Annotated in this window: 24 protein-coding genes; 21 read left to right on the top strand and 3 right to left on the bottom strand. The window is 38.6% G+C overall.

The annotated features are described in order from the left end of the window. Nucleotides 1-25: 25 nt before the first annotated feature. The 5 genes from ABUA31_RS05440 to ABUA31_RS05420 all read left to right on the top strand — a co-directional run bounded on the left by ABUA31_RS05440 (nucleotide 26) and on the right by ABUA31_RS05420 (nucleotide 3,909). Nucleotides 26-589, top strand: coding sequence for a GNAT family N-acetyltransferase (locus tag ABUA31_RS05440; protein ID WP_015534086.1), 564 nt, complete (start codon nucleotides 26-28; stop codon nucleotides 587-589). Nucleotides 590-719: 130 nt separating this feature from the next. Then, on the top strand, nucleotides 720-1,655 hold the full coding sequence (locus ABUA31_RS05435; protein ID WP_055145659.1) for a hypothetical protein: 936 nt from the start codon (nucleotides 720-722) through the stop codon (nucleotides 1,653-1,655). Nucleotides 1,656-1,858: 203 nt separating this feature from the next. Next, entirely contained in the window at nucleotides 1,859-2,263 is a 405-nt protein-coding gene (locus ABUA31_RS05430; RefSeq protein ID WP_015534085.1) for a hypothetical protein, read from the top strand. A 257-nt stretch (nucleotides 2,264-2,520) separates the two neighbouring features. Then, a complete protein-coding gene (locus tag ABUA31_RS05425) occupies nucleotides 2,521-2,961 on the top strand; it encodes a hypothetical protein (RefSeq protein ID WP_015534084.1) in 441 nt (146 codons plus the stop codon). Nucleotides 2,962-3,009: 48 nt separating this feature from the next. After that, complete coding sequence (locus ABUA31_RS05420) at nucleotides 3,010-3,909, top strand: hypothetical protein (protein ID WP_055145662.1); 900 nt, start codon at nucleotides 3,010-3,012, stop codon at nucleotides 3,907-3,909. A 157-nt stretch (nucleotides 3,910-4,066) separates the two neighbouring features. Here ABUA31_RS05420 and ABUA31_RS05415 read toward each other — a convergent pair whose 3' ends face one another. Further along, a complete protein-coding gene (locus ABUA31_RS05415) occupies nucleotides 4,067-5,317 on the bottom strand; it encodes a transposase (RefSeq protein WP_349818920.1) in 1,251 nt (416 codons plus the stop codon). A gap of 260 nt (nucleotides 5,318-5,577) precedes the next feature. Here ABUA31_RS05415 and ABUA31_RS05410 point away from each other — a divergent pair, with 260 nt between their 5' ends. Continuing rightward, entirely contained in the window at nucleotides 5,578-8,997 is a 3,420-nt protein-coding gene (locus ABUA31_RS05410) for a M64 family metallopeptidase (RefSeq protein ID WP_349818919.1), read from the top strand. After that, nucleotides 8,954-9,208, top strand: coding sequence for an InlB B-repeat-containing protein (locus ABUA31_RS05405; protein WP_082241386.1), 255 nt, complete (start codon nucleotides 8,954-8,956; stop codon nucleotides 9,206-9,208). Before ABUA31_RS05410 ends, ABUA31_RS05405 begins: the two co-directional genes overlap by 44 nt. Nucleotides 9,209-9,391: 183 nt before the next feature. Here the strand turns inward: ABUA31_RS05405 and ABUA31_RS05400 are convergent, their stop codons facing one another. After that, a complete protein-coding gene (locus tag ABUA31_RS05400) occupies nucleotides 9,392-9,628 on the bottom strand; it encodes a DUF6061 family protein (RefSeq protein WP_044945660.1) in 237 nt (78 codons plus the stop codon). A gap of 297 nt (nucleotides 9,629-9,925) precedes the next feature. On the opposite strand from ABUA31_RS05400, the gene ABUA31_RS05395 reads away from it, so the two are divergent. The 10 genes from ABUA31_RS05395 (at nucleotide 9,926) to ABUA31_RS05350 (ending at nucleotide 16,655) form a co-directional block, all read left to right on the top strand. Beyond that, nucleotides 9,926-10,621, top strand: coding sequence for a nitroreductase family protein (locus ABUA31_RS05395; protein ID WP_330423968.1), 696 nt, complete (start codon nucleotides 9,926-9,928; stop codon nucleotides 10,619-10,621). A gap of 517 nt (nucleotides 10,622-11,138) precedes the next feature. Then, a complete protein-coding gene (locus ABUA31_RS05390) occupies nucleotides 11,139-11,324 on the top strand; it encodes a helix-turn-helix transcriptional regulator (protein WP_349818918.1) in 186 nt (61 codons plus the stop codon). A 227-nt stretch (nucleotides 11,325-11,551) separates the two neighbouring features. Beyond that, nucleotides 11,552-11,758 carry a hypothetical protein gene (locus ABUA31_RS05385; RefSeq protein ID WP_349818917.1) on the top strand — a complete coding sequence of 69 codons (207 nt, stop codon included), beginning with the start codon at nucleotides 11,552-11,554 and terminating at the stop codon, nucleotides 11,756-11,758. Nucleotides 11,759-11,762: 4 nt separating this feature from the next. Continuing rightward, nucleotides 11,763-12,302 carry a hypothetical protein gene (locus ABUA31_RS05380; RefSeq protein ID WP_349818916.1) on the top strand — a complete coding sequence of 180 codons (540 nt, stop codon included), beginning with the start codon at nucleotides 11,763-11,765 and terminating at the stop codon, nucleotides 12,300-12,302. 149 nt (nucleotides 12,303-12,451) lie between these two features. Then, the gene (locus ABUA31_RS05375) at nucleotides 12,452-12,688 is read left to right on the top strand and encodes a hypothetical protein (protein ID WP_349818915.1); all 237 of its coding nucleotides are present in this window, start codon (nucleotides 12,452-12,454) and stop codon (nucleotides 12,686-12,688) included. Then, nucleotides 12,685-13,047, top strand: a complete 363-nt coding sequence (locus tag ABUA31_RS05370; RefSeq protein ID WP_349818914.1) for a hypothetical protein — start codon at nucleotides 12,685-12,687, stop codon at nucleotides 13,045-13,047. Before ABUA31_RS05375 ends, ABUA31_RS05370 begins: the two co-directional genes overlap by 4 nt. A 190-nt stretch (nucleotides 13,048-13,237) precedes the next feature. After that, entirely contained in the window at nucleotides 13,238-13,918 is a 681-nt protein-coding gene (locus tag ABUA31_RS05365; RefSeq protein ID WP_349818913.1) for a hypothetical protein, read from the top strand. A 362-nt stretch (nucleotides 13,919-14,280) separates the two neighbouring features. After that, a complete protein-coding gene (locus ABUA31_RS05360) occupies nucleotides 14,281-14,454 on the top strand; it encodes a ribbon-helix-helix domain-containing protein (RefSeq protein WP_349818912.1) in 174 nt (57 codons plus the stop codon). Between the two features lie 122 nt (nucleotides 14,455-14,576). Then, complete coding sequence (locus ABUA31_RS05355) at nucleotides 14,577-15,800, top strand: site-specific integrase (protein WP_349818911.1); 1,224 nt, start codon at nucleotides 14,577-14,579, stop codon at nucleotides 15,798-15,800. A 375-nt stretch (nucleotides 15,801-16,175) separates the two neighbouring features. Continuing rightward, the gene (locus ABUA31_RS05350) at nucleotides 16,176-16,655 is read left to right on the top strand and encodes an Hsp20/alpha crystallin family protein (protein ID WP_022216070.1); all 480 of its coding nucleotides are present in this window, start codon (nucleotides 16,176-16,178) and stop codon (nucleotides 16,653-16,655) included. 140 nt (nucleotides 16,656-16,795) lie between these two features. On the opposite strand, the gene ABUA31_RS05345 is transcribed toward ABUA31_RS05350, so the two are convergent. Continuing rightward, nucleotides 16,796-17,731, bottom strand: coding sequence for an AEC family transporter (locus ABUA31_RS05345; RefSeq protein ID WP_004849828.1), 936 nt, complete (start codon nucleotides 17,729-17,731; stop codon nucleotides 16,796-16,798). 155 nt (nucleotides 17,732-17,886) lie between these two features. On the opposite strand from ABUA31_RS05345, the gene ABUA31_RS05340 reads away from it, so the two are divergent. The 4 genes from ABUA31_RS05340 (at nucleotide 17,887) to ABUA31_RS05325 (ending at nucleotide 23,032) form a co-directional block, all read left to right on the top strand. Beyond that, a complete protein-coding gene (locus tag ABUA31_RS05340; protein ID WP_055223577.1) occupies nucleotides 17,887-19,686 on the top strand; it encodes a diguanylate cyclase domain-containing protein in 1,800 nt (599 codons plus the stop codon). Nucleotides 19,687-19,941: 255 nt separating this feature from the next. Beyond that, nucleotides 19,942-20,421 carry an Hsp20/alpha crystallin family protein gene (locus tag ABUA31_RS05335; RefSeq protein ID WP_022216070.1) on the top strand — a complete coding sequence of 160 codons (480 nt, stop codon included), beginning with the start codon at nucleotides 19,942-19,944 and terminating at the stop codon, nucleotides 20,419-20,421. 316 nt (nucleotides 20,422-20,737) lie between these two features. Beyond that, a complete protein-coding gene (locus ABUA31_RS05330; protein ID WP_117874900.1) occupies nucleotides 20,738-22,075 on the top strand; it encodes an acetyl-CoA hydrolase/transferase family protein in 1,338 nt (445 codons plus the stop codon). A 93-nt stretch (nucleotides 22,076-22,168) separates the two neighbouring features. After that, on the top strand, nucleotides 22,169-23,032 hold the full coding sequence (locus tag ABUA31_RS05325) for a metallophosphoesterase (RefSeq protein WP_349818910.1): 864 nt from the start codon (nucleotides 22,169-22,171) through the stop codon (nucleotides 23,030-23,032). Nucleotides 23,033-23,066 lie beyond the last annotated feature (34 nt).

The raw sequence follows: 23,066 nt of genomic DNA, 5'->3' as shown, positions 1-23,066 counted from the left end.
ATTTTCTTGATGGTGGAGGATGCGTATGGAACATAAGGGCACAATTAGAATAGAAACAGATAGATTAGTTCTTAAACGACATGTATTAGATGATGCAGAAATCATGTTTAAAAACTGGGTAACAGAAAAAGATGTAACAAAGTTTTTAAGTTGGCAACCGCATAAAAATGTCGACGAGACAAAGCAATTACTAATTGATTGGATAGAATCGTATGATAAGCAGGATTTCTATTTTTGGACAATTGAGTTAAAAGATTCGCATGAACTGGTTGGAGATATATCAGTAGTAAGTCTCGATGAGGCAACAGAAAGTGTGGAGCTCGGGTATGGTATTGGAAGCAGATGGTGGGGAAAAGGTATAACTGCAGAAGCAGGAAGGGCATTGGTAAAATTCTTTTTTGAAGAAGTAAAAGTCAAACGTGTATATGCAAAGCATGCTGCAGGTAATCCAAACTCAGGAAGTGTAATGCAGAAAATGGGAATGAAAAAAGAAGGAATAATTAGGCAGTCGGGAACCTGTAATCAAGGTATTGTGGATGAAGTTTATTATTCCATACTTAGAAATGAGTATTTTAGTAATGATAATTGATGAAAAAATCTAATTTAGCGACACACTCGAAAATTTCAGTTTGTAGGGAACAAATCAGACAATTTTATAATAAAACAGCGTTAGAGCATTTATGTGTGAGAGAAAAATCAAGTGTAGGAGAATACATGACATGAAATATACGAATAAGCATATAAAAGAAGAATACAAATTCAATCAAATGTGGCGGACGATCGGAATGATTCTCTTATTGATAGGAATATTTTTGGTGGCATTTGGATTGATTCAGACAAAGAGAAAGATGGATTGTGTTCGACCATTTGAACAGGTATTACAGGAAGAAGCCAATCCTGCGAATCAGACAGCATATATTGATATTATCCAGGTACCGGAGAAACTGGCAGAAAATAAATATGAAGGATATTACCTTGTAACAACGGCAGAGGAAAGCTATATTGTAGGGATGCAACCGGAACAGTTTGCAGATTTGAAGCAGAGAGTTGAAGAGAATGGTACGGCAAGAGTGGAAGGCATGACGAAAGTTGTGACTGACGAGAACGTAAAAAAAATAATAAGTGAGTATATCAATTACAAATTTATTTATATATGTATGACGAAGCTTACCTATGGAAAAATACTCAAGGAAGGATATTTTGTGAATCTGGATATCGGAGGCATCTTAATATTGATTGGAATTTCGATGGTATTAACCCAGGTGCGTGCGATTAAAAAATACAGACATCCATTGGCAGAGCAGATTGACGAAGAATGTAATCAGCCGGAAGCTCTCTGGTTTAATGATTTTAGGATATATTTGACAAAGAACTTTCTTGTATCTGTATATGGTGGAAAGCTGACTGCACTGGATCTGGCAAAGGTACGATTGACAAGACTGTTTGAAACAGTGAAGGGAAGCATGAACGTTATCACTTTGGAGGTAACGACAACAGAACAGGAGAAAATAACTGTCAGCGAGAATGAATGGTCATTTTTTACAATGAATGAAGAAGAGATTACTTATCTGACAGATGTATTCGGTAAAAGAAATATTGAATTTGTTTGTGAGATTCAACCAGATGAAGAAATCGATGAAGACGAAGAGTTTTGAAACGGAAATATTCAAAGGATGGAATTGGGATATTGCATACAATATAATAAAAAAGGTACAGATTTGAGTGAAGAAGATGTGGCTTTACATTTAAATGGGATGATTATAAAGAATTTAAGAAACTTTTAGATAAAGAATATAAAGATTATTTAAGTGTATAACCAGTATTATGAGCAAATTATATGAAGGGACAGATTTGATATATGGGTTTATTTAATAAAATGAAAAATTTTTTTTCGGGCTTTAAGTATAAGCTGGACAGAGAGATTTTAAGGGAATATCTCCAGCATACAATTGATTTTGCTGTCGAGAATAAGTTGCCATTTTGTGATGAATTTTATATTGCCGACAGTCTTGATGCAAAGGATAGATTACATGTCACTATCCTAAATTATGATGTACCGGGAGATGCTGTTTATGAGATTGAGAAGAGTTTTGAGGGAATAGTTATTTTTGCAAATCATGAGAAATGTTATGATCCGGAAAATGATCATAAGTATATTGATGCGGAAGATTTTATAAGCCAAGAGCTTTGCACGTTGCCAGAAGAGTTTTTTGTAGCCATGGATATCGCACCGACTATGCTTGAACAGTATATGATAAAATGAGCATTAGAAGACCGATGGTGTGGAGATTGTTTTGTTCACATAAAATGGAAAAGGTAGGATGGATTGTCGTGATTGTTATCGTGACTATCTTATATTAATTGGAGTAAAAAAGAAATTGAGGGGATATAAGTATCATACGGAAAAATAACTATATTATTTTGAAGAAAAGTACATAGTTTATCCCATTTCTAATATGATTTAATTATGTTACACGTTGATAAATCGGAATTTTAAGAATTGTCTAGGAGATATGATTTATGAAAAAAACACATTTAATAATTGTAAATATAATTCTTTTACTGTGGTATTTTCTTTCAATGATAGGATTGAAGATTGGAGACAAATACTTGGTAACAGGTGCATTTGAGGAAGAATGGCTATTTATGCTTATTCCGACAATTACATTCGTTTTAATGTTAGTTACAAAAAATGTTGGAAGGAATATACATTTGATATGGTTGGCAGGGTGGTTTGTCACTCAGTTCTTAAGTCATGAATGGTATACTTTATTTGGAAGAGGATTTATGGGAGAAATGGACAAGAAGATTGCCTATTTTTCAGAATGCATTCAATTAATAAATGTGGATGGAAGATATGTTCCTGATGTATATCATATTGTATTACATATTTTGATAATTATTGCATTTGTTGTGACCTTGCTTTATAGAGAAGAAAAAACATTAGTTGACGAAGTGTGAAAATTCCAGTTTTTGAAACTGAGAAATCGGAATTTGTGAGGGAAAGAAATGAAGAAAAATACTCCAAGCGATGATGAAATAAAGAATTATAGCCATAAGAAGATGACATTACCATTGATGGAACATGCTTCTGAAGAAATGAAGGAACCTGTATGGAAGCTTGTTAAAAAGTTAGCGTCTTATGCTCGTGTACCGGGCGCTATGTCAGATTTTAAGAAAATGGCGGTGTTCGCTGAGGATGATGCAATTGTCGATGTAGTTCTGGATACATTACAGGATATGAAATATCCTTTTAAAAACACAGATTTTATACCGGATATCATGGGCTATTATTACTCGATTGCATTGATTTCGCAAAGCATGCATAGAAGGGAAGAAACGATTAAGCTGTTCAATGAGCTTGTTGATTATGCAATCAGTATTAAATCTAACAGCGCATTGCCACTTGCGAGAAATATGGATGTTTTGTCAAAGGAATATCCCGATCTGTCAGATTTATTTGAAAAAGCAAAGACTATCTATAGATTTGATGCAATAGATAGTATAAAAGAAAGGGTGCCTATACAGGTCAATAAGCTTTATCACGATTATACAAATGCAGATAAAATAGAAGCAGAATACATTAATGTTGAAAATCCTGAGGATGGTAAGGTTTTTGTCGAAGTGGATGAAAATGGATATGTCGTAAGAATAGTAGAAAAGGGGAAAAACATTTATACAAAGATATTTAAACATTATAGCTATGACATGATTAATTATGCGATAGTCAGAGATGTTTTGCTGAGAAAACACATGGAAGAAATGCGAATCAATGATATTGCGGATGCAAGAGTTGTCGAAGCTACGAGAACGGATCTTAAGAAACTGTATAGTGATATTGAGATATCTGTAAATAATAAGGAGTTTGCATATATATTAGATGGGCATGAAAAATTTAATAATACCTGAATCCGTGAACCTTGTTTCAAAATGAAAAGGCACACAGGAAATGTTTGCCATATTTGTTATTGTATACTAAATTTTGAAAATGCTGCATAATTTTGCGTTCAAAAAAAGACTGCACCATTTGTGTGCAGCTGCCATTGCCATATTCAGCTACCTGTTGTCAGGTGATGAATGCAAAGCTGTCATAAAGACGCTTGAAAGTAAATCTCCAGCGATTACTCCTTCCAATGGACAGCACCAGACGGCCGGCATGTTCTGTCAGATGTCCCGCAAACTGCATAAGATTACTGATCACCGTACGTATTCTTCGGCGATGTATTTTCTTCCGGCCGGGAGCATCCTTCTTTTTCAGCGATTTCTGCCCTATGATTCGAAGGATATTATATGCGATCATTGTCAGCTCCAGCACCAGTTTGTTGCTCTCAAACTTTCCCGACGGGAGTCTTCCAACATCCATGTCCGTCTTGATTTCACTGTGATACTGCTCACTTTCTCCGTGGGCATGGTAAAGATCAATGACTGTATCGTCTGGCAGGGAAGAGTTTGTCCAGTATGTGCCCAGTTCTATATCGGGTACGATAAAATACTGCCCATATCGGTCAATGGTTCTTTCCGTGATCTCATAAATTGTGCGTATTCCGACAGTTTTCTCCTCGTTATCAGAAAGGGAATATGTCACATTCCGGAAGGTCTGTCCGATATAAACAGTTTTCCCATCACGTGGATGCTGGATATTCTGGCAGCATTCCCTGACGGATTCCAGCCGGATGAGCAGTGGTTTTTCCGTCAGCTGTCTGCACAGTTCAATGGTCTCTCTCAGGAAATCAGGAGTTTCTTTCTGGCAGTGCTGTTTCCCAATCCGCAGTTCAAGATTGACGAGGTATCCTTCTGTGCCGATATATGCCATAATTGGTGCATATCCGTCAAAACCCTTGTAGGTACGGGATACGCCTTCCTTATTGGATTTCGAATTGTCAAAGGGGGTTACATCAATATCGACAGGAACAAAGCCGTTATCCAGGGCTGTCGGCTCTATGTGCATTTCACGCAGCATGTCGACATTTGCCTGCTGGATGTCTTTGCGCAGGGAATCCCCGATCATGTCAAAACGCTGACGGAGTGTTTCGGCGGAAGGAATCGCATAGGAGATGCCTAATGCGTATTTGTAGTAGTCAGGGTCATCCATCATTTCACGGACAGCCTCATACTGGGGTTTTCCCTGACAGAGCATACCAATATAGGTGAGGAGCACGTCTCCATTTTTTATCTGTTTCTGCAGATAATCTTTTGAAATTGGAGCACGGTTGATTTTTTTAACAAAACTGCTTTTTCCAAGTATTTGCCCTACGAATACCAGACCACTGGGAGTAATGAGCCGCTCATCGCTGAATTCAATGTGTATTTTCTTCATTGCACTGCCTCCGCCTATCTTTTGATACTTTCATTATACAGGATAATGCATGATGATACAGTAAAAAAACAAAATTTTGTTTAACCTAGTGGGTGAAATAAAATGTATTGCGAAAATCAGTTTCCAGCAGGTATTATTGCTGAAAAAAAGGAATGTAACACTATGGTAAGTTTCACGGAATAAGGTGGATTTTCATTGACACATATAACACCTTACAATACAATAAAAGCAAATATATAGCTTATAAAGGAGGTTCCTTAATGACGAAAAAAATAACCGCAATATTCTTGGCATTGTGCATGGCAATCTCCGTTTGGCCGATGACCATTCAGGCGGCATCAAAGCCCGATATTAAAGTTGGCGACTATGTTAAAATGGGCGCGTATAACAATGCCTCAATTCTTTGGCGATGTGTAAGCATTGACAATAACGGACCGCTTATGCTTGCAGACAAAATTGTTGACACCCTTGCATATGATGCCAAAACAAATGACAACAGCAATTCAAAATCACACAGCAGAAGCTATAAGCGTGATGATTACGGTTCTAACTATTGGAAAGACAGCAATATGCGTTCTTGGTTAAATTCGACCGCAGCTGAAGGCAAAGTCGATTGGCTTTGCGGCAACCCTCCGAAAGACGGATATGTAAGCGGTGTGGGAGCGTACAACGAAAAAGCGGGTTTTCTCAACGCTTTTTCAAAATCTGAAATTGCGGCAATGAAAACCGTTACCCAGCGTTCTCTCGTTTCTCATCCCGAATACAACAAGGGCATAGTTGATGGAGACGCAAATTCGGATTTGTTATACTACACCGATATTTCGGAAGCGGTGGCAAACTACGACAGTTCATATTTTGAAACTACAACCGAAAAGGTTTTTCTTCTTGATGTAAAGCAGGCTAATGCCGTGTGGAAAAATCTCAAAGGTTATTATGTTGCGTATAATAATGACGGTATGGCTTGGCCTTATTGGCTTCGCACTCCTGTTACCGATTGCAATCACGATATGCGTTATATCAGTTCATCGGGTCAGGTCGGTCGTTATGCTCCGTGGTATTCCGATTTGGGCGTAAGACCTGCATTTTATCTCGATTCCGAATATTTTGTTACAACTTCCGGCAGCGGCTCACAAAGCAGTCCTTATATCGGCTCTGCTCCAAATAAGCAAGAGGATGATTATACAATTTCGGAACCTGCCGAGGACGCAAATCCCGATTGGAATGTCAGTACCGAGCAAAGCATTCAGCTCACCCTCGGCCCGTGGTATTCAAATGACGGAAAATATTCTAATCCTACCATCCCTGTTTATACCATCCAAAAAACACGCAGCGACACGGAAAATATGGTTGTTGTCGTTTGCGGCGAGGGATACACAAAAAGTCAGCAGGGCAAATTCATCAATGATGTCAAACGACTTTGGCAGGACGCTATGAAATATGAACCGTATCGCAGTTATGCCGACAGATTCAATGTTTACGCTCTTTGCACAGCTTCCGAATCGACTTTTGACAATGGTGGAAGCACCTTCTTTGATGTTATAGTCGACAAATATAATTCGCCTGTTATTTCTAATAATCTCCACGGAAGTCAGTGGAAAAATCATATTTTTGAGAGATGTATCGGTCCTGAATTTATCGAGAAAATTCACGATGCTCATATCAAAAAAAAGTGTGATCCAAACACAATTCCGTCCGGTTCGGAATATGAGCCTTATTATTATGTTCACGATTATATTGCTCAGTTCGCTATGGTTGTAAACACAAAATCAGATTTCGGCGGTGCTTATAATAACCGTGAATACGGCTTCCATTATTTCATTTCGCCATCAGACAGTTATCGTGCGTCAAAAACTTTTGCACACGAGTTTGGACACGGTTTGCTCGGTCTCGGTGATGAATACAGTAACGGATATTTGCTTGACGATAAGGAACTTAAATCACTCAATCTTTCCTCGGTTGAAGACCCGGAAAAGATAAAATGGCGACAGCTTTTAGGTTTTAGAAACACATATACCTGCCGCAATGCTTACGGCTCAAAAATGCTTGTTTCAAGTTATGAGTGCATAATGAGAGACACAAACTATCAATTCTGTGAGGTTTGCCGTTTGCAGGGCTTCAAGCGAATGTCTCAGCTTGTTAAGGATGTAGACCTTTATGTTGCAACTCCCGAGGTTAAGGAATATACGGGCGCTTATTCAAAGCCGTCTGATTTTACCGACCTTGAAACAAGTTCATATTATAATTACACATATAATCGCAATGACCGACTTTTGAGCGGCAACAGCAAAAGCAGATTTAATACTAATATGAACGGTAAAAAAATCGAGCTTAGAACTGTTATTCAAAACATTTCAGATAAAAATGCACGACAATTAAAATTCAAAATGTGGATTAAGCACTCCGACGGAAGCGTTGCGACCGATTCATCGGGGAATCCGCTTCAAACAGTACAAACCTTTGACATTCCTGTTTGGAATGATAAGGCAAATTTCTGGCCGCTCGGTGCTTTGGATCACATCAAAAGCGACTTTAATTCAGGCTTAAAGAGTTGCTCGCTTATTTATCAAATTCCGTCTGATGCACAGCTTAAGAGCGGCGATACCGTGGCATTTCAGGTGCTCGATGAAAACGGAAATGTGCTTGCAGACGACAATACGGAAACACAGCGCTACACAACCGTTTCAATTCAGTATAAATTTGAGGACGGCTCTGAAATTCCAAACACTGCCGGCGGAACATTTACCGTGCCATACGGCACAAAGCTTGATTTAACACCGGCAAAAACACTTTATGATTATGAATTTATAAAGGTTGACGGCTTGAATAAGCCTATTGTTTCGGACGGAACGGTTGTTACATATTATTACAAAAATAAAAACGAAGAACACACTCACAATCTGACTTTGGTTGCTGCGAAAGCTGCCACCTGCACAGATGGCGGTAAGGAAGCATACTACAAGTGCGAAGGTTGTGGCAAGTTCTATGAAGATGTACTCGGTACAAAGGAAATAACCGACCTTGCATCTTGGGGCAATATTGCTAAGATTGCCCACACCACAAAGCAAACCGTAACAAAGGCAACCCCAACAGCAAACGGCAAGATAGTAAATTACTGTTCGGTATGTAAGAAAACTCTTTCAACGACAGTAATTCCAAAGGCATCAAGCATAAAGCTTAAAGCAACATCATTAACATATAACGGAAAGGTTATAACACCTAAGGTTATTGTTAAGGACAGAACAGGAAAGACACTTGTTAAGAATACTGACTATACTGTGTCTTATGCAAAAGGCAGAAAGTATGTTGGCAAGTACGCAGTAAAGATTACCTTTAAGGGTAAATACAGCGGAACAAAGACGCTTTATTTCACAATCAAGCCAAAGGCAACAAGTATTTCCTCACTTAAAGCAGGTTCAAAGAAGTTTACAGTAAAGTGGAAGAAGCAGGCTACACAGACAACAGGCTATCAGGTACAGTACAGTGCCTCAAGTAAATTCAGCAAGGCTAAGACCGTAACAGTAGGCAAGAATACAACAGTATCAAAGAAAATTTCAAAGCTTTCGGGCAAGAAAAAGTATTATGTAAGAGTTCGCACCTATAAGACAGTTAAGATTAACGGCAAATCCATAAGGATTTATTCAGGCTGGTCAAAAGCTAAGACTGTTACAACAAAGAAATAAAAACTATACCGTAACCTTTGATTCTGCCGGTGGCTCTGCAGTAACGACTCAGACTATCGAAGAAGGTCAGAAGGCAACCAAACCTGCCGCTCCTACCAAGTCTGACGATACCACCAAGCCTTCGGATGATGTTCAGAATCCGCAGACCGGCGACAACAGTATGAGTGGCTGTGGATCGCTCTGCTGTTCGTCAGCGGCTTCGGAGTTGTGACAACTACTGTTTATACTAAATTAGACGAAGCAATTTCTGATGCTGTTAAAACTGGGAAAATCACTCAAGAAGAAGCGAACGCAGCTTACAAATAAATATACGAGGCTTGTCTTAAAAAAGACGAGCTCAAAATGACAATGAAACTGTCACTCTCTGGAGACACTAGGAGTGACAGTATAATCATCATAAATAAAATGAATCTTCGGCATCAACCCACATCTGCATAGTTCCATCAAGGTATAGTCTTGCATATTCAAGTGGTTCATCAATAGCAAGTGCATTTAATGCACAATCTAATCTGGGTGTTGTTTTTAAATTCTTTTCTGCTTCCCAGCAGTCAATGCGGAGCATATAGCCAGCAGAAGTATAAACATCAATGCTGTTGCGTTGTGGATTGTATTCTGCAAATATTGTTCTCATCGTATCAAATCTCCTTATCATTCAATCAATCATTTGTTACAAAAATCAGAAGCATTTCAATCAGTTCACCATGTCGTTTTTATTTTGTGTTATACTGTTTTAGAGGATTTTCTTTTCCTTGTATTTTCCCTTATCAGGGTTCATAAATCCATATGGGAAGATATAACATAAGGGAAAGTCTAAGGGAAAGATCACCTGCGACAAACTTAGTGTTTTCAAGGGATTCAGAGATATTTGATAATAAAATATAACAATTATTAAATCCCTTGGAATACATGAAATCTCAATTTAAGTTTGATGGACTATACTCGGCGTAGATATCAGAATGAGAGCGAGGGAAAATGCATGGATATGTTACAGTTGATGAAGGAGAGGCACAGTGTGCGGCAATATAAGGATAAGCCAATCGAGCAGGAGAAACGTGCGGAGATAGACAGGCTTATCTCTGAGATAAATTCTGAGAGCGGACTGAGTATGCAGGCGGTCTACGATGAGCCGAACTGTTTTGATTCGTTTATGGCGCATTACGGCAAATTCACAAATGTTTCTAATTATATAGCGATAGTTGGCGCGAAGAACGACCAGGAAAAGGCCGGCTACTACGGTGAAAAGCTGGTGCTTGGATGTCAGGAACTTGGACTTAACACATGCTGGGTTGCAATGTCACATGGTAAGACCAGGGCAGTCATAGGCAAAGGACAGAAACTGCTGATAGTGATTGCCCTTGGGTATGGTGAGAATCAGGGTGTTGCACACAAGAGCAAAGATATATCAGAAATCAGCAGTGCAGATGTGGAGACAGACTGGTTCACGAAGGGGATGGAGGCGGTGTGTCTGGCACCGACAGCGGTGAACCAGCAGAAGTTCATGTTTGAGCTGAAAGATGAGATGGTGACAGCGAAAGCTCCGAGAGGAATCTGCACGAAGATAGATCTTGGAATTGCCAAATACCACTTTGAGGCTGGGAGTGGACACAAAATCTTCACAAAATAATTAGCACTCACCTCTTGTAAGAACTATTCAGATTTTGTCTGGTTTTGTCTGATGTGTAAAAGTGCTAAAAAGCTAGTAAAATCAAGGGTGACGGCAGAAATATTATGGATAGTATATTTTGTCTGATGTTGTCTAATGCATAAAAAAATATGTAAAAAATATGTATTCAAAAGAGATAGTAAAAGGATGTTGTAAAAAAGTTATATGTGTTGTTGACAATTTAATAATAATATGTATAATACTAATAAATTATAAAGTTTGTACAATGAAAAGCACGCAGGCAACCTAGAAAGTGAAGTTGAGGCACTTAAAACAACGGGTATGCATAGAAGATTTAATGCATATCATCTGACATAAACCTCTAGGGAAAAAATTTGAGACACAATATAAAGTGAGCTGAGCGAGTATAACATAATGGATTTTGATGGAAAATTTTTGGATGTAACCAAAGTTATTCTATCAGTCTATTATGTTATACTCGCTTTTTTTGTACAAATTTTAGAAAGGAGGGAGCCTTATGGATGAATATATAACTGTTAAACAAGCTCAAGAATTGTTAGGGTGTTGTTCAGCAACAATTTATAACTATTTGCACAGTGATGATTTTCCAACCTTAAAAAAGAAAGGGTTGAAAAGTTATGTAATGTCAAAGGCAGATTTTCTAAAATGGTGTGAAAGAAAAGGATATTCAATACAGGGGTGATGTGATGAGGTCAACAAAACAAGATCAGTTTATAGAATGTAAGGATAGACTTGCAATAACGACTGAACGCTTACAAGGTGTTTTGGATTGTGGTCGACCTACAGCAATAGAAATTGGCGTGAGTGCAAAAGCACGAATAGAAGTAGGACGGCGTGTTTTGTGGAATGTTTCAAAGATTCAAAGGTACCTTGATGGCATTTCAACGGAGTAGAAAGGAAGTGTAAAAATTGAAAAAGATCTTCATAGCAACTGTTGATTGTAGCATTAGCCAGGCAATCAAGTATGCGCTTGCCGGGCATGCAATTATAGTTCCAGAGGAAAAAGATGGAAAGCCAAGCTTTGAACTAATCAATTTTACAAGAAAAGAGGCTAGAGAGTTTTTTAATGAAATATCGGATGCGACTAATGGGAAAGCAGAACTTGTAATAAGGTGAGTAAATGAAAATCAATTGGAAAGATGTGGACAAATATGAAAACACTTATAAATTGGTTGAGAATTACAATGTATATGGCTTTGTATTTGATTGCATGGACGATATGGAACAGGCAAGTAAGCAATTTAGAAATTTATATGCTCGTATGATTTATAGTGTTCAGAAAAATGAGAAATACAAAGGGGTTGCATTTGTGCTGGGATTAAGTTGTCACGATGGAAAGAATTGTTGCAAGGTTCAGCAAAAAAACGGCTCAAGGGGTCGACCAAGACAACGAGTAATTGGAAAAAGTACAAAAAAACATATTCATGGATATATTTCATTGAATGTGGAAGCGCAAGGACTATATAGTCTTGTAAAAAAAATAGTTGATAAGGAAAATATACGTCAGCAAAAAAAGGGACTAAAGCAAGGGAGATATTGGAGAAATAGTAATAAGGAAAATCATAATTTTTGTTGTATGCCTGTTGCGTATGTCAGAAGCCAAAGCGAACCAAATTTTTATTATGAATATGGTGATATAAGTCCCTTTGAAAATGATTGAATTTTACTTAGAAAAGTTATAACAAAAAAATACAAAAAGTCTAGTAAATTCAATGGTTTGATGATGATAAAAAGTGTTCAGAGACTATATGTAATAATTATATAACTAATATCTAGTGATTATATAGCACAGATAAGGAGTTGATTAAATTGAAGAATTACCATAACCGATTAAGGTATCTTCAAAATGAGGTGTCAAAAAGAGTTCCACAACTTCAAATTTTAGATTTTAGAAATGGGAAGTATTACAAATCAAACACAGATATTGAGGTTGATATTGAAAATATTCAGAGTGGAATTTTAATAATTGATGATATTCCTTGTGATGAAGATTTAGCAGTTTCATCTGCCCCGCCTGAATCATTGAAAGGAAGTGATATAGATTGAGAGTAACGGATAATCAACTAATTTCAGCGCTTTTATTTTCTGCAACAATCAAGCAGGCAAGTGCTGAAGTTGGATTGAGTGAACAATCGGTTTATAGCAGACTGCGAAAGCCAGATTTTAGAGAAAAGTTACAAGTTGCAAGAGATAACCAGTTTCAAGTTATTTCAAATAAACTAGAGGACGCTAATTTTAAGGCACTTGATACACTTATCAATATTCTTGATGATAAAGAAGTTAGTGCAGGAATTAGGGTTCGAGCAAGTCAAACCCTGCTTGATTTATCACTGAAAAATCGAGAGCAGGCGGACATTATAAGCCGAATACAGAACCTTGAAGAAATGCTGAAAAGTCAAGAATAGTAAAGTAAACTTTATGCTTTTATTTTAATTTTGAAGAAAGGAGTATGCACATGGAAAGATCAGCCGTAGACGTTTTGCGCCAAGCAAAAAGAAGTTGTAGAGTTTGGCGAGTTGCAACGATCATTACTTTAACAATTTCAGTTTTAGAACTTGTAGTTATTTTATTTTAATCAAAGAAAGGATGAAAATTATGGAAAATCAGAAGAACATATCAAACAGTATCAATGGAATTATAAAGAGACACAAAGATATTCAGAAACTACACCAACAGATAGAGGACAAGAAAAAGGAAGTCAATTCCGATTATAGCGTGAGAACCTATACTCGTGAAGCACGACAGGAAGAACTTGATAATCTAGTTGCAGAGTGTGAAGCAAAAGAAGCAACTCTCCGCAGAGAGATGGCAGATTCTATCCGAGATATAGCTGGTACTGTATGCAGTGCTTTTGAACCAAGTTCAGAGCTTGCACAGCAGATTGATTTTTTATCAACTATGGCAAGAGGTGGAATGCTGAGCAATAACATGATTTCCAACGTTGCTGAAAAATACAGGGGTTCAGAAACCAGCCTGTTATATCTTAGACAGAAGTTAAACGAAGCTGGAGTAAAGTCCACACCGATTGATTCAATGCTTTTTAGTGGAAGCGAAGTTGACATAAACGGAAACGCTCACTTTGTGCCACCTGTAGGATATTTTGAGACGCTGGCAAATGAGGTTGAAAGCGGTTCAGTTAGCGACACAATGTTATTCTATAACCTTGATAATATATCAAGCAAGAGTGGCGCAGAAAGTGATCTGCTTGCTGAGTATCATTCAGAGAGAGCGAAAAGGCTTGAAGAAATGAGCACAGCTACGCCATCACTTATATAGTTGATTTTCTCACAACTAACAATGAAATTTAACGCTGTTTTGCATTTTATAGGTGTTGTGCATATATTTGTATGTCTTGCTTATAATTTGCAAAATAGCGTTAAAAAATCAAAGATAGTAAATATAGGATAGGACAAAAAGTACATAGGGGATATTATCAAAGCAAATTTGAGTAGAAACATGTAAAAAATATGTAATTGTGATATAAGTCGGCATGTAATGTGCTGAAAATCGTTGATTTATAAGGAAAATCTGAAAATATTAGCACTTACTATCAATTATAATAAACATTTTTATTGTATTTATGTCACACATATATTATAATTAAAGTGTGACATAAATAGAAAGGAAGTGAAGTTGAGGTGTCACAAAATAGAAAAGTTGGTAGACCTAAAGCAGACCGACCAAAAGATATACGCTTTAGTATTCGTCTTGATGATGAATTATCAAAACAATTGGAACGGTATTGTGAAGATAATGGAATCAGTAAAGGTGAGGCGATTAGAAAAGCGTTGAATTTGCTTTTAGGTAAATAAAAAGGTTAGCCACCCCCGACCAAAGCGATGACTAACCCAAATACATATAGTACGAATGTCCGTACTGTGAAATATTCTATCATAGTATCGGCATTCTAGCAATTAGAAAGGATGGCAATATTATGGCAGAAAAGAGAAAAGACAGCAAGGGCAGGAATCTGTTAAAAGGTGAGGGACAGAGATCAAATGGACGTTATTATTTTCAGTACAAGGACACTTTAGGACATGCAAAAGTTGTATATGACTGGGATTTATCAGAACTGAGAAAAAAGGAAAAGCAGATAATAAGAGATTTGGAAGATGGTATAAATGGAACAGCCTCAAAGATGACATTAAACCAGTTATTTGATCTGTATATAAGCCTAAAGGATAGCGGAAGTTTAAAGAAAACATCAAAGAACAATTATATAGGTATGTGGAATTGTAACTTGCGTGATTCTGAGCTGGGAAATGCTGAGATAAAAAATATAAAGACCTCACACATTATGAAATTTTACAAAGAGTTGAAAGACAAGGGGTTATCAAACAGTACAATAAAGTTTTTTCATACGATCCTTGTTTCTTGCTTTAATTTAGCATTAGATGACGATATGATTCGTAAAAATCCAGTGAAAAAAGAGTGTATAAAGCCATATAAAGGCGGTGCAAAGGTTAAGGAAGCATTGACACGTGAGGAACAGAGAATATTGTTAGACTTTATGGAGAATAGCAATATTTATAATTCGTATGTGCCTATGATAAAGTATATGATAGGCACAGCATGCCGAATTGGTGAGGTTATAGGTATTACATGGGATGATGTTGATATGAAGAATAAAAAGATATTTATAGATCATCAGCTTATTTACAAAAAAGCTCCAGATGGTAAAACTAAATTTATGATAACAGATACTAAATCAGAATCAGGACATAGAGAAATTCCGATGACAAATGATATATATAATGCTTTGGCAGATCAGAGACAATATAAAATGTTCATGGGAACACCAAGGGATTATACAGTTGATGGTTATAGCAAATTTATATTTACAACAAAAAGCGGAAAGCCTATTGCTCCGAACGGTTTTAACAATGCAATGAAAAACGTTGTTGAAGCATATAATAAGCGTGAGACAATGATGGCTGAATCGGACAATAGACAGCCAGTATTATTACCACATATATCAGCGCATACATTCAGACATACAGGCTGTACAAGAATGGCAGAAGCTGGAATTGATATAAAGGTATTACAAAGAATTATGGGGCATAGTGATATATCAATTACAATGGACGTATATAACCATGTTAATGATGACAGAATACAGAATGAGCTTGAAAAGCTGGAGAGCATGATGGCAGTATAATAGTTATATGAAGTTGCTACAAAGTAAAATGAGGGGGAATGGGTAAATACATTCTCCCTTGAATTATGTAATAGTGTTTAAAAATATGTAAATCGTATGTAAATAAGCCAAAAACAATATTCTATGTGCTTGAAAAGTCAAGTATTCACACATTTTTCACAAAAAGTTAGCACTCACCTCTTGACAGTGCTAACAACTGGGTGTATAACATAGTCAAAGATAAGGAAAGGGATTAGAAAGAAGAGAAAGAATCCCGAAAGTTTATCTTGATAATTATTTTGAAAGTAACAGTAAACAAAAAGTCTAAGTGCCTTGGGGTTTCATAAGAAACCACAATTTCCGACACTTGTTTGAGATTGAAAGGAGAAATGACTTATGTTACCTAGTATTTTTGGAGAAGATTTATTTGATGATTGGATGAATGACTATTTCCCATTTGGAAGGGATTTTGACAAGGAGTTTAGTAAAGCGTTAGCACCTACCGAGCGTGCGCTGTATGGTAAGCATGCAAAGAACATGATGAAGACCGATGTCCGTGAGACAGATGATTCATATGAAGTAGATATGGATCTCCCAGGATTCAAGAAAGATGAAGTAAAGGTTCAGCTTGCTGATGGTTACCTGACAATTGAGGCTGCAAAGGGTCTGGATAAGGATGAGAAGGACAAGAAGAGCGGCAAATATATCAGACGTGAGCGTTATGCCGGCAGCATGAGCAGAAGTTTCTATGTCGGTGAAGGAGTTACTCAGGAAGACATTCATGCAAAGTATGAACATGGCGTACTGAAACTGTCGATTCCTAAGAAGGAAGAGCAGAAGAAAGTAGAGAAGAGTAATTACATCGCAATCGAATAATGTAAGAAATGCGAGATTACTTAATAACAGATGACTAATATTCGTAGAGCCCTCCGTGTATCTGCAAGGTGCAGGTATGCGGGGGGCTCTTTTGCTTGTCTGTTCCAGGGACAATCCTCATGACAAAAGAAACGTCCCCATTAAAGTATCAGCCATGAAAATAATATGACAGCCAAAGGCATGGTTATGATACAGAACAAAGTAGTAAATACATTTAAAAGACTGGAGTATGTTGCATCTTTGTTATATACCTGAACCATCTGGGTGATTGTTGAAGCTGATGGCGTGATGGAGGCAAGGTATACTATGAGTAGTAAGGTTCTTCCGTCTGGAATAAATTCGTATACATGACTTACACACATTATAAGCAGCAAAATAGTAGGCCAGATAACGAGTCTGATGGCAGAGAAAAGGTATAGTTTTGCATTCTTCAGGCTGGCCAGAATCGGCGAATCAGCCATCAGCATACCAGTTACTATCATGCTTAGAGGTGCAAGCATATTCCCGATGTCATTTATCGGTGCAAGGATGACGGCTGGCAGTTTTATCTTGCAGAAAAATAGCAGGAGACCTGCTATTATGGCTAATACATTTATATTGGATATTATCTTTTTCCATTCCAGGTGTGGCTTTTCGGAGAGCATTGTGCTGCAGTGTGTCCAGAGAAATATCAGTTGTACAGACATAAATGCGCATGAATACAGTACATAGTCGGAACCCAGAATAGCACTTACAAGTGGGATAATCATATTTCCCGAGTTGGAATACATGACGGTTGCACATTCAACTGGGGTCCAGTGCCAAAATTTCCTTCCGATATTTATAAAAATCAACAGCAGAACATGTATAATGACCGCAATGACAGCGGAAAATAACAGTCCCTGCAGTTTTTCTTTTGTAAAATCGATCTCAAATGAACCGATTATGGCGCAGGGCATCACCAGGTATACCACGATGATAGATAATATCCGGCTGTCAGATGATTTTAAGATATTTTTGTTGACAAGAATAAAACCAAGCAGGATCATAATAAAAAAGTTAATAAGCTTTCCGAGCAAAATTATACTTATCTGCATAGCGATTACCTCTTTTCGTTTCTGTATTATAATACTATTCCTCTAAAAAAACATCCCTGAATGCTGACTTGTCAAAAATGAATGAATGCGATAAAATATGTGCAATTTGTAGAGAACTTGTAAATAGCATCCAAAATAAGGAGAGATGACATACTATGAATTCGCGTAAAAACCATAACAAAAAGCTTATGTTGCCGGTTCTCATTTTTCTGGTTGGCTGTCTGGTTTTGACAGTAGTTTTATATCATTCATATAGATCAAATTATAAACAGGTACGGAATGTCACAGCGCTTAATGCCACAACATATGCAGAACGACTACAGAATGACATGAACCGTGGAGTTGCAATTACAGATACACTTGAAGAGATAGCAATCAGCGAAAATGGGAAAATTGACAATTTTCAAAAAGTTGCTCGGGATCTGATGGCAGATTTTATTCAGAGCATACAGATTGCGCCTGACGGTGTTGTCACAGATATATATCCGGAGGCAGGGAATGAAGCTGGAAAGATAGATTTGATGCATGATGAAAGTCGTGGAGAGATATGCCGCTATGGAAGAGATAAAAATATAGTCACGATGCAGGGTCCTTTTGATTTAAAACAGGGGGGGCAGGGCATTGCGATTAGAAATCCTGTATATCTGGAGGGGGCAGATGGCTCTCCAGTATTTTGGGGATTTACCATAGTAATTATACGTGTTCCGGAGATATTTACAGAATCAATTCAGGCACTCACAAAATTCGGTTATGATTACTCCCTGACAAAGACAGTTTCCCCTTTGTCTGATGATACAGAGATAGTATCATCATCCGGCAATATTATGAAGAATCCGATTACATTTGAGTTTGAATTTTGCGGCAGTCTATTTGATTTTGAGATAATGCCTGCTGATGGCTGGAGTCATGGGTGGAATGTATTTCCGCAGCTGTTTTTGGGAATATGTGTTATTTTGCTCTTAACTGGATTAACGGTGGTCATCCTTGTGATTGAGAGACATCGAGATACATTAAAAAAAATGGCGATAACAGATCCGCTGACCGGACTCTTGAATCGTAAGGGGTTTGACGAACAGCTCAAAAAGGTTATGCAGGGCGATCTTCATATTCATTGCGTGGGTATACAGATGGATATTGATGATTTTAAATTTATAAATGATATGTATGGTCATGTAGTTGGAGATGCCGCACTGAAAAGTCTTGCACAGGACATGCAGAGCTATTTCAATGATAATTCTATTATTTGCAGAAATGGCGGTGATGAGTTCTCCGCCATTCTGGTTGACACAACAGAGGAAGAGGCAAGAAAGAAAATAGAACAATTTACTCTTCAGCCACGGCATATAACATATAATGGTGGGGAGCATCCATTTTACATTTCTCTTGGGTATGCAGAATATCCAAAAGATTGTGAAGATGTTTCGGAGCTTATCAGATGCGCGGATATGGCACTTTACGCGGTAAAACTTCATGGAAAGAATAATTGCAGTCCTTATCGAGGAGCTTATAAGATGCAGCACAGAAGCCAGCTTGGATTTGCACTTCAGGATGTATCAAAGAATCTTCCGGGAGCTTTCCTTATATATATAGCTGATCCTGAAAATGATAATATTTTATTTGCAAATCGTGAACTGATAGAATTTGCTGGCTGCAGGGATTTTGATGATTTTCTTGATTACACAGATCATAGATTCAGAAACCTGGTCCATCCAGACGAACGGGATTCTGTTGAGACCAGCATCTGGAAACAGATTGATGCAAAGACCAGTGGAAATAATGACTATGTAAGGTTCCATTTTGCAAAAAAAGATGGAACATATCTTCCTGTTCTTGATCACGGAAGAATAGTGGAAAACCGTTATTATGGAAATGTATTCTACGTTTTGATCATGGACTGCGCTCTGGTTGAATCTTATTATGATAACAAAACAGGTCTGGAAACTGTGCCAGAATAGCGGATTGGCTATTACAGGAATAGGACACAAAATCTTCACAAAAGAATTAGCACTCACCTATTGACAATGCTAACAACTAGGTGTATAACATAGTCAAAGATAAGGAAAGGGATAAGAAAGAAGAGAAAGAATCCCGAAAGTTTATCTTGACAATTATTTTGAAAGTAACAGTAAACAAAAAGTCTAAGTGCCTTGGGGTTTCATAAGAAACCACAATTTCCGACACTTGTTTGAGATTGAAAGGAGAAATGACTTATGTTACCTAGTATTTTTGGAGAAGATTTATTTGATGATTGGATGAATGACTATTTCCCATTTGGAAGGGATTTTGACAAGGAGTTCAGTAAAGCGTTAGCACCTACCGAGCGTGCTCTGTATGGCAAGCATGCAAAGAACATGATGAAGACCGATGTCCGTGAGACAGACGATTCATACGAAGTAGATATGGATCTCCCAGGATTCAAGAAAGATGAAGTAAAGGTTCAGCTTGCTGATGGTTACCTGACAATTGAGGCTGCAAAGGGTCTGGATAAGGACGAAAAGGACAAGAAGAGCGGCAAGTATATCAGGCGTGAGCGTTATGCCGGCAGCATGAGCAGAAGCTTCTATGTCGGTGAGGGAGTTACCCAGGAAGACATTCATGCAAAGTATGAACATGGCGTACTGAAACTGTCGATTCCTAAGAAGGAAGAGCAGAAGAAAGTAGAGAAGAGTAATTATATCGCAATCGAATAATGTAAGAAATGTGTAATTACTTAATAACAGATGACTAATATTCGTAGAGCCCTCCGTGTATCTGCAAGGTGCAGGTATGCGGGGGGCTTTTTTGCGTTTTGCAATTAGATGTAAATGAGCATTGTTCCAGTGAAAGTGGAAAAATATTATGACTATTTTGGCTGGAATATTGTAAATGTTGGTAAACTTTTTCATTGATATTTACACAGAATATCTCTAAAAATGTTGAAATGGCATTTGATTTATTTGATAATAGTGATTGAGGCTGTTGAGGGAGGACAAGCGGTGAAACGTTATTTAATAAAGGGGGATTTATATGTTCGATTTTCAGCAAATGTATAGAGAAAAGCTGCGTACACCGGAGGCTGCGGTGGAGTGTGTCAAGGATGGAGACTGGGTCGATTACACATCGTCCCTTGGAAAACCTGTGCTACTTGACAGAGCACTGGCAAAGCGGAGAGATGAGCTGCACGATGTGAAGATCAGGGGCAATCTGATGGCTGGGCCTATAGAGGTTGCAGAGTGCGATGACAGTCAGGAGCATTTTGTGTATCATAGCTGGCACTGTTCGCAGTACGAGAGAAAGCTGTGCGATGAGGGCAAATGCTATTATATACCGATGGTGTTCCACAACAATGCGGCTTATTATGAGTATTTCCTCCATGTGAATGTGGTCATGGTGTCGGTGGGACCTATGGACAAGCATGGCTATTTTAACTTCTCGGTGAATACCGGTGTAGCTGCCCCTATTGCCAGGAAGGCGGACATCGTGATAGTTGAGGTGAATGAGCACATGCCTAAGATACGCGGTGGATATGACGAGTGTATTCACATATCGGATGTGGATATGATCGTAGAGGGGGAGCACGAGCCATTTGCTGATGTGAAAACACAGGCACCGCGGGAGGTTGACCGGAAGATAGCGGAGCTGCTCATTCCATACATAGTAGATGGTTCAACACTGCAGCTCGGTATCGGGGGAATGCCAAATGCGGTGGGTGAGATGCTGGCTCAGTCGGATCTCAAGGATCTTGCCATGCACACGGAGCTCTGCTCGGATGCATATCTAGCCCTGTACAAGGCGGGCAAGCTGACAAATAAATACAAGAACATAGACCGAGGAAAAGGCGTATTTGGCTGTGCCATCGGTTCAAATGAGCTGTATGAGTGGCTGGACGACAATCCGGGAATCGCCGCATATCCACTTGAGTATGTGAACAGGCCATATGTCATATCGCAGATAGACAACATGGTGTCCATAAACAGCTGTGTGGCTGTGGATCTGTACGGACAGGTTGCGGCAGAGAGCAGTGGTTCACGCCAGATCAGCGGAACCGGCGGACAGCTCGATTTCCTGATCGGAGCCTCGGGCTCCCGTGGCGGCAAGGCGTTTATTTGCATGAGTTCCACACACACCGACAGGAATGGGGTGAAGCATTCCAGGGTAAAACCGCAGTTCAACGGAGATATCATCACCTCGCCGAGAAGTCAGGTGTACTTTCTTGCGACAGAGTACGGTGTGATAAACCTTGAAGGACGATCCACATGGGAGAGAGCGGAGGCTCTGATATCCATAGCCCATCCTGATTTCCGGGACATGCTGATAAAGGAGGCACAGGAGAGAAAGATCTGGCGGAGGTCGAATAAGAGATGAGAAGATCATGGCATTATAAAAGTGGGGCTGCGAATGAAAGGAAAATCTAAAAAACAAAAAAGTAGAAATACGAAAAAGCAGAAATATATAAAATTGGCAATTACTCTGAGCATAGTTATTGTCATAATATTGTTCTGCAATTTTCAGAACAAACACCTTGAAACCACACATTATACATATGCGGCAGAGCAGCTTGACGCAGATCTTGAGGGATATCGCATAGTCCAGATATCGGATCTGCACAATGCAAAGTTTGGCAAGAATAACCAGAAACTGGTGGGCAGGATAAGAGAATGTGAACCTGATATGATCGTCCTGACCGGAGATCTTGTGGACTCAAATCACACAAATGTAGACCGCGCAGTCCAATTTGTGGATGAGATCGTGAAAATATGTCCGGTATACTATGTCACAGGCAATCATGAATATTGGCTTGAGAAATCTGAATATGACGAGCTTATGGATGGGCTTATAGGTGCCGGGGTGGTTATTCTGGATGATCAGGTTGTGGAGATATCCATGGGTGATGCAAAGTTTAGGCTGGTTGGGCTGGACGATAAAAGTCTTGCGGATGGAACACTGGAGGCGTTGCTTAGTGACGAAAGTATTAGGAATGATCAAGCTGAACAGAAGGAAGAGACCGCTGATAATGAAGACTCTGGGGAAAAAGAGCTCACGGTCGTTCTTGCACATGAGCCACAATACCTTGTCAGGTATGCCGACACCGGTGTTGATCTCGTGCTTTCCGGACATGCCCATGGCGGACAGTTCAGACTGCCGTTTGTCGGAGGGATAGTGGCTCCGGATCAGGGATTTCTTCCAGAATATACAGCAGGTGAATACTATATGGACGGCACAGAGATGATAGTCAGCCGAGGCCTTGGCAACAGCGTGATACCTGCGAGGTTGTTTAACTATCCGGAGATCGTGTGCGTGGAGCTGGTGGGGAAGCATTAGTTATTGTGAGAAAGTTAATGTAGATAAGAAAATG

The sequence above is a fragment of the Coprococcus sp. RTP31081st1_H1_RTP31081_211007 genome, from assembly GCF_040227275.1.
Classification (GTDB): Bacteria; Bacillota; Clostridia; order Lachnospirales; family Lachnospiraceae; genus Coprococcus; species Coprococcus aceti.
This window is presented reverse-complemented; position numbering and strand designations above follow the sequence as displayed.

Excerpts from the sequence above, each read along its gene's own strand:
- ABUA31_RS05400 (WP_044945660.1), bottom strand. The coding sequence starts at position 9,628 with ATGAGAACAATATTTGCAGAATACAATCCACAACGCAACAGCATTGAT.
- ABUA31_RS05430 (WP_015534085.1), top strand. The coding sequence starts at position 1,859 with ATGGGTTTATTTAATAAAATGAAAAATTTTTTTTCGGGCTTTAAGTAT.
- ABUA31_RS05390 (WP_349818918.1), top strand. The coding sequence starts at position 11,139 with ATGGATGAATATATAACTGTTAAACAAGCTCAAGAATTGTTAGGGTGT.
- ABUA31_RS05345 (WP_004849828.1), bottom strand. The coding sequence starts at position 17,731 with ATGCAGATAAGTATAATTTTGCTCGGAAAGCTTATTAACTTTTTTATT.
- ABUA31_RS05440 (WP_015534086.1), top strand. The coding sequence starts at position 26 with ATGGAACATAAGGGCACAATTAGAATAGAAACAGATAGATTAGTTCTT.
- ABUA31_RS05330 (WP_117874900.1), top strand. The coding sequence starts at position 20,738 with ATGTTCGATTTTCAGCAAATGTATAGAGAAAAGCTGCGTACACCGGAG.
- ABUA31_RS05410 (WP_349818919.1), top strand. The coding sequence starts at position 5,578 with ATGACGAAAAAAATAACCGCAATATTCTTGGCATTGTGCATGGCAATC.
- ABUA31_RS05435 (WP_055145659.1), top strand. The coding sequence starts at position 720 with ATGAAATATACGAATAAGCATATAAAAGAAGAATACAAATTCAATCAA.
- ABUA31_RS05395 (WP_330423968.1), top strand. The coding sequence starts at position 9,926 with ATGGACTATACTCGGCGTAGATATCAGAATGAGAGCGAGGGAAAATGC.
- ABUA31_RS05340 (WP_055223577.1), top strand. The coding sequence starts at position 17,887 with ATGAATTCGCGTAAAAACCATAACAAAAAGCTTATGTTGCCGGTTCTC.
- ABUA31_RS05380 (WP_349818916.1), top strand. The coding sequence starts at position 11,763 with ATGAAAATCAATTGGAAAGATGTGGACAAATATGAAAACACTTATAAA.
- ABUA31_RS05415 (WP_349818920.1), bottom strand. The coding sequence starts at position 5,317 with ATGAAGAAAATACACATTGAATTCAGCGATGAGCGGCTCATTACTCCC.
- ABUA31_RS05425 (WP_015534084.1), top strand. The coding sequence starts at position 2,521 with ATGAAAAAAACACATTTAATAATTGTAAATATAATTCTTTTACTGTGG.
- ABUA31_RS05355 (WP_349818911.1), top strand. The coding sequence starts at position 14,577 with ATGGCAGAAAAGAGAAAAGACAGCAAGGGCAGGAATCTGTTAAAAGGT.
- ABUA31_RS05335 (WP_022216070.1), top strand. The coding sequence starts at position 19,942 with ATGTTACCTAGTATTTTTGGAGAAGATTTATTTGATGATTGGATGAAT.
- ABUA31_RS05365 (WP_349818913.1), top strand. The coding sequence starts at position 13,238 with ATGGAAAATCAGAAGAACATATCAAACAGTATCAATGGAATTATAAAG.
- ABUA31_RS05350 (WP_022216070.1), top strand. The coding sequence starts at position 16,176 with ATGTTACCTAGTATTTTTGGAGAAGATTTATTTGATGATTGGATGAAT.
- ABUA31_RS05420 (WP_055145662.1), top strand. The coding sequence starts at position 3,010 with ATGAAGAAAAATACTCCAAGCGATGATGAAATAAAGAATTATAGCCAT.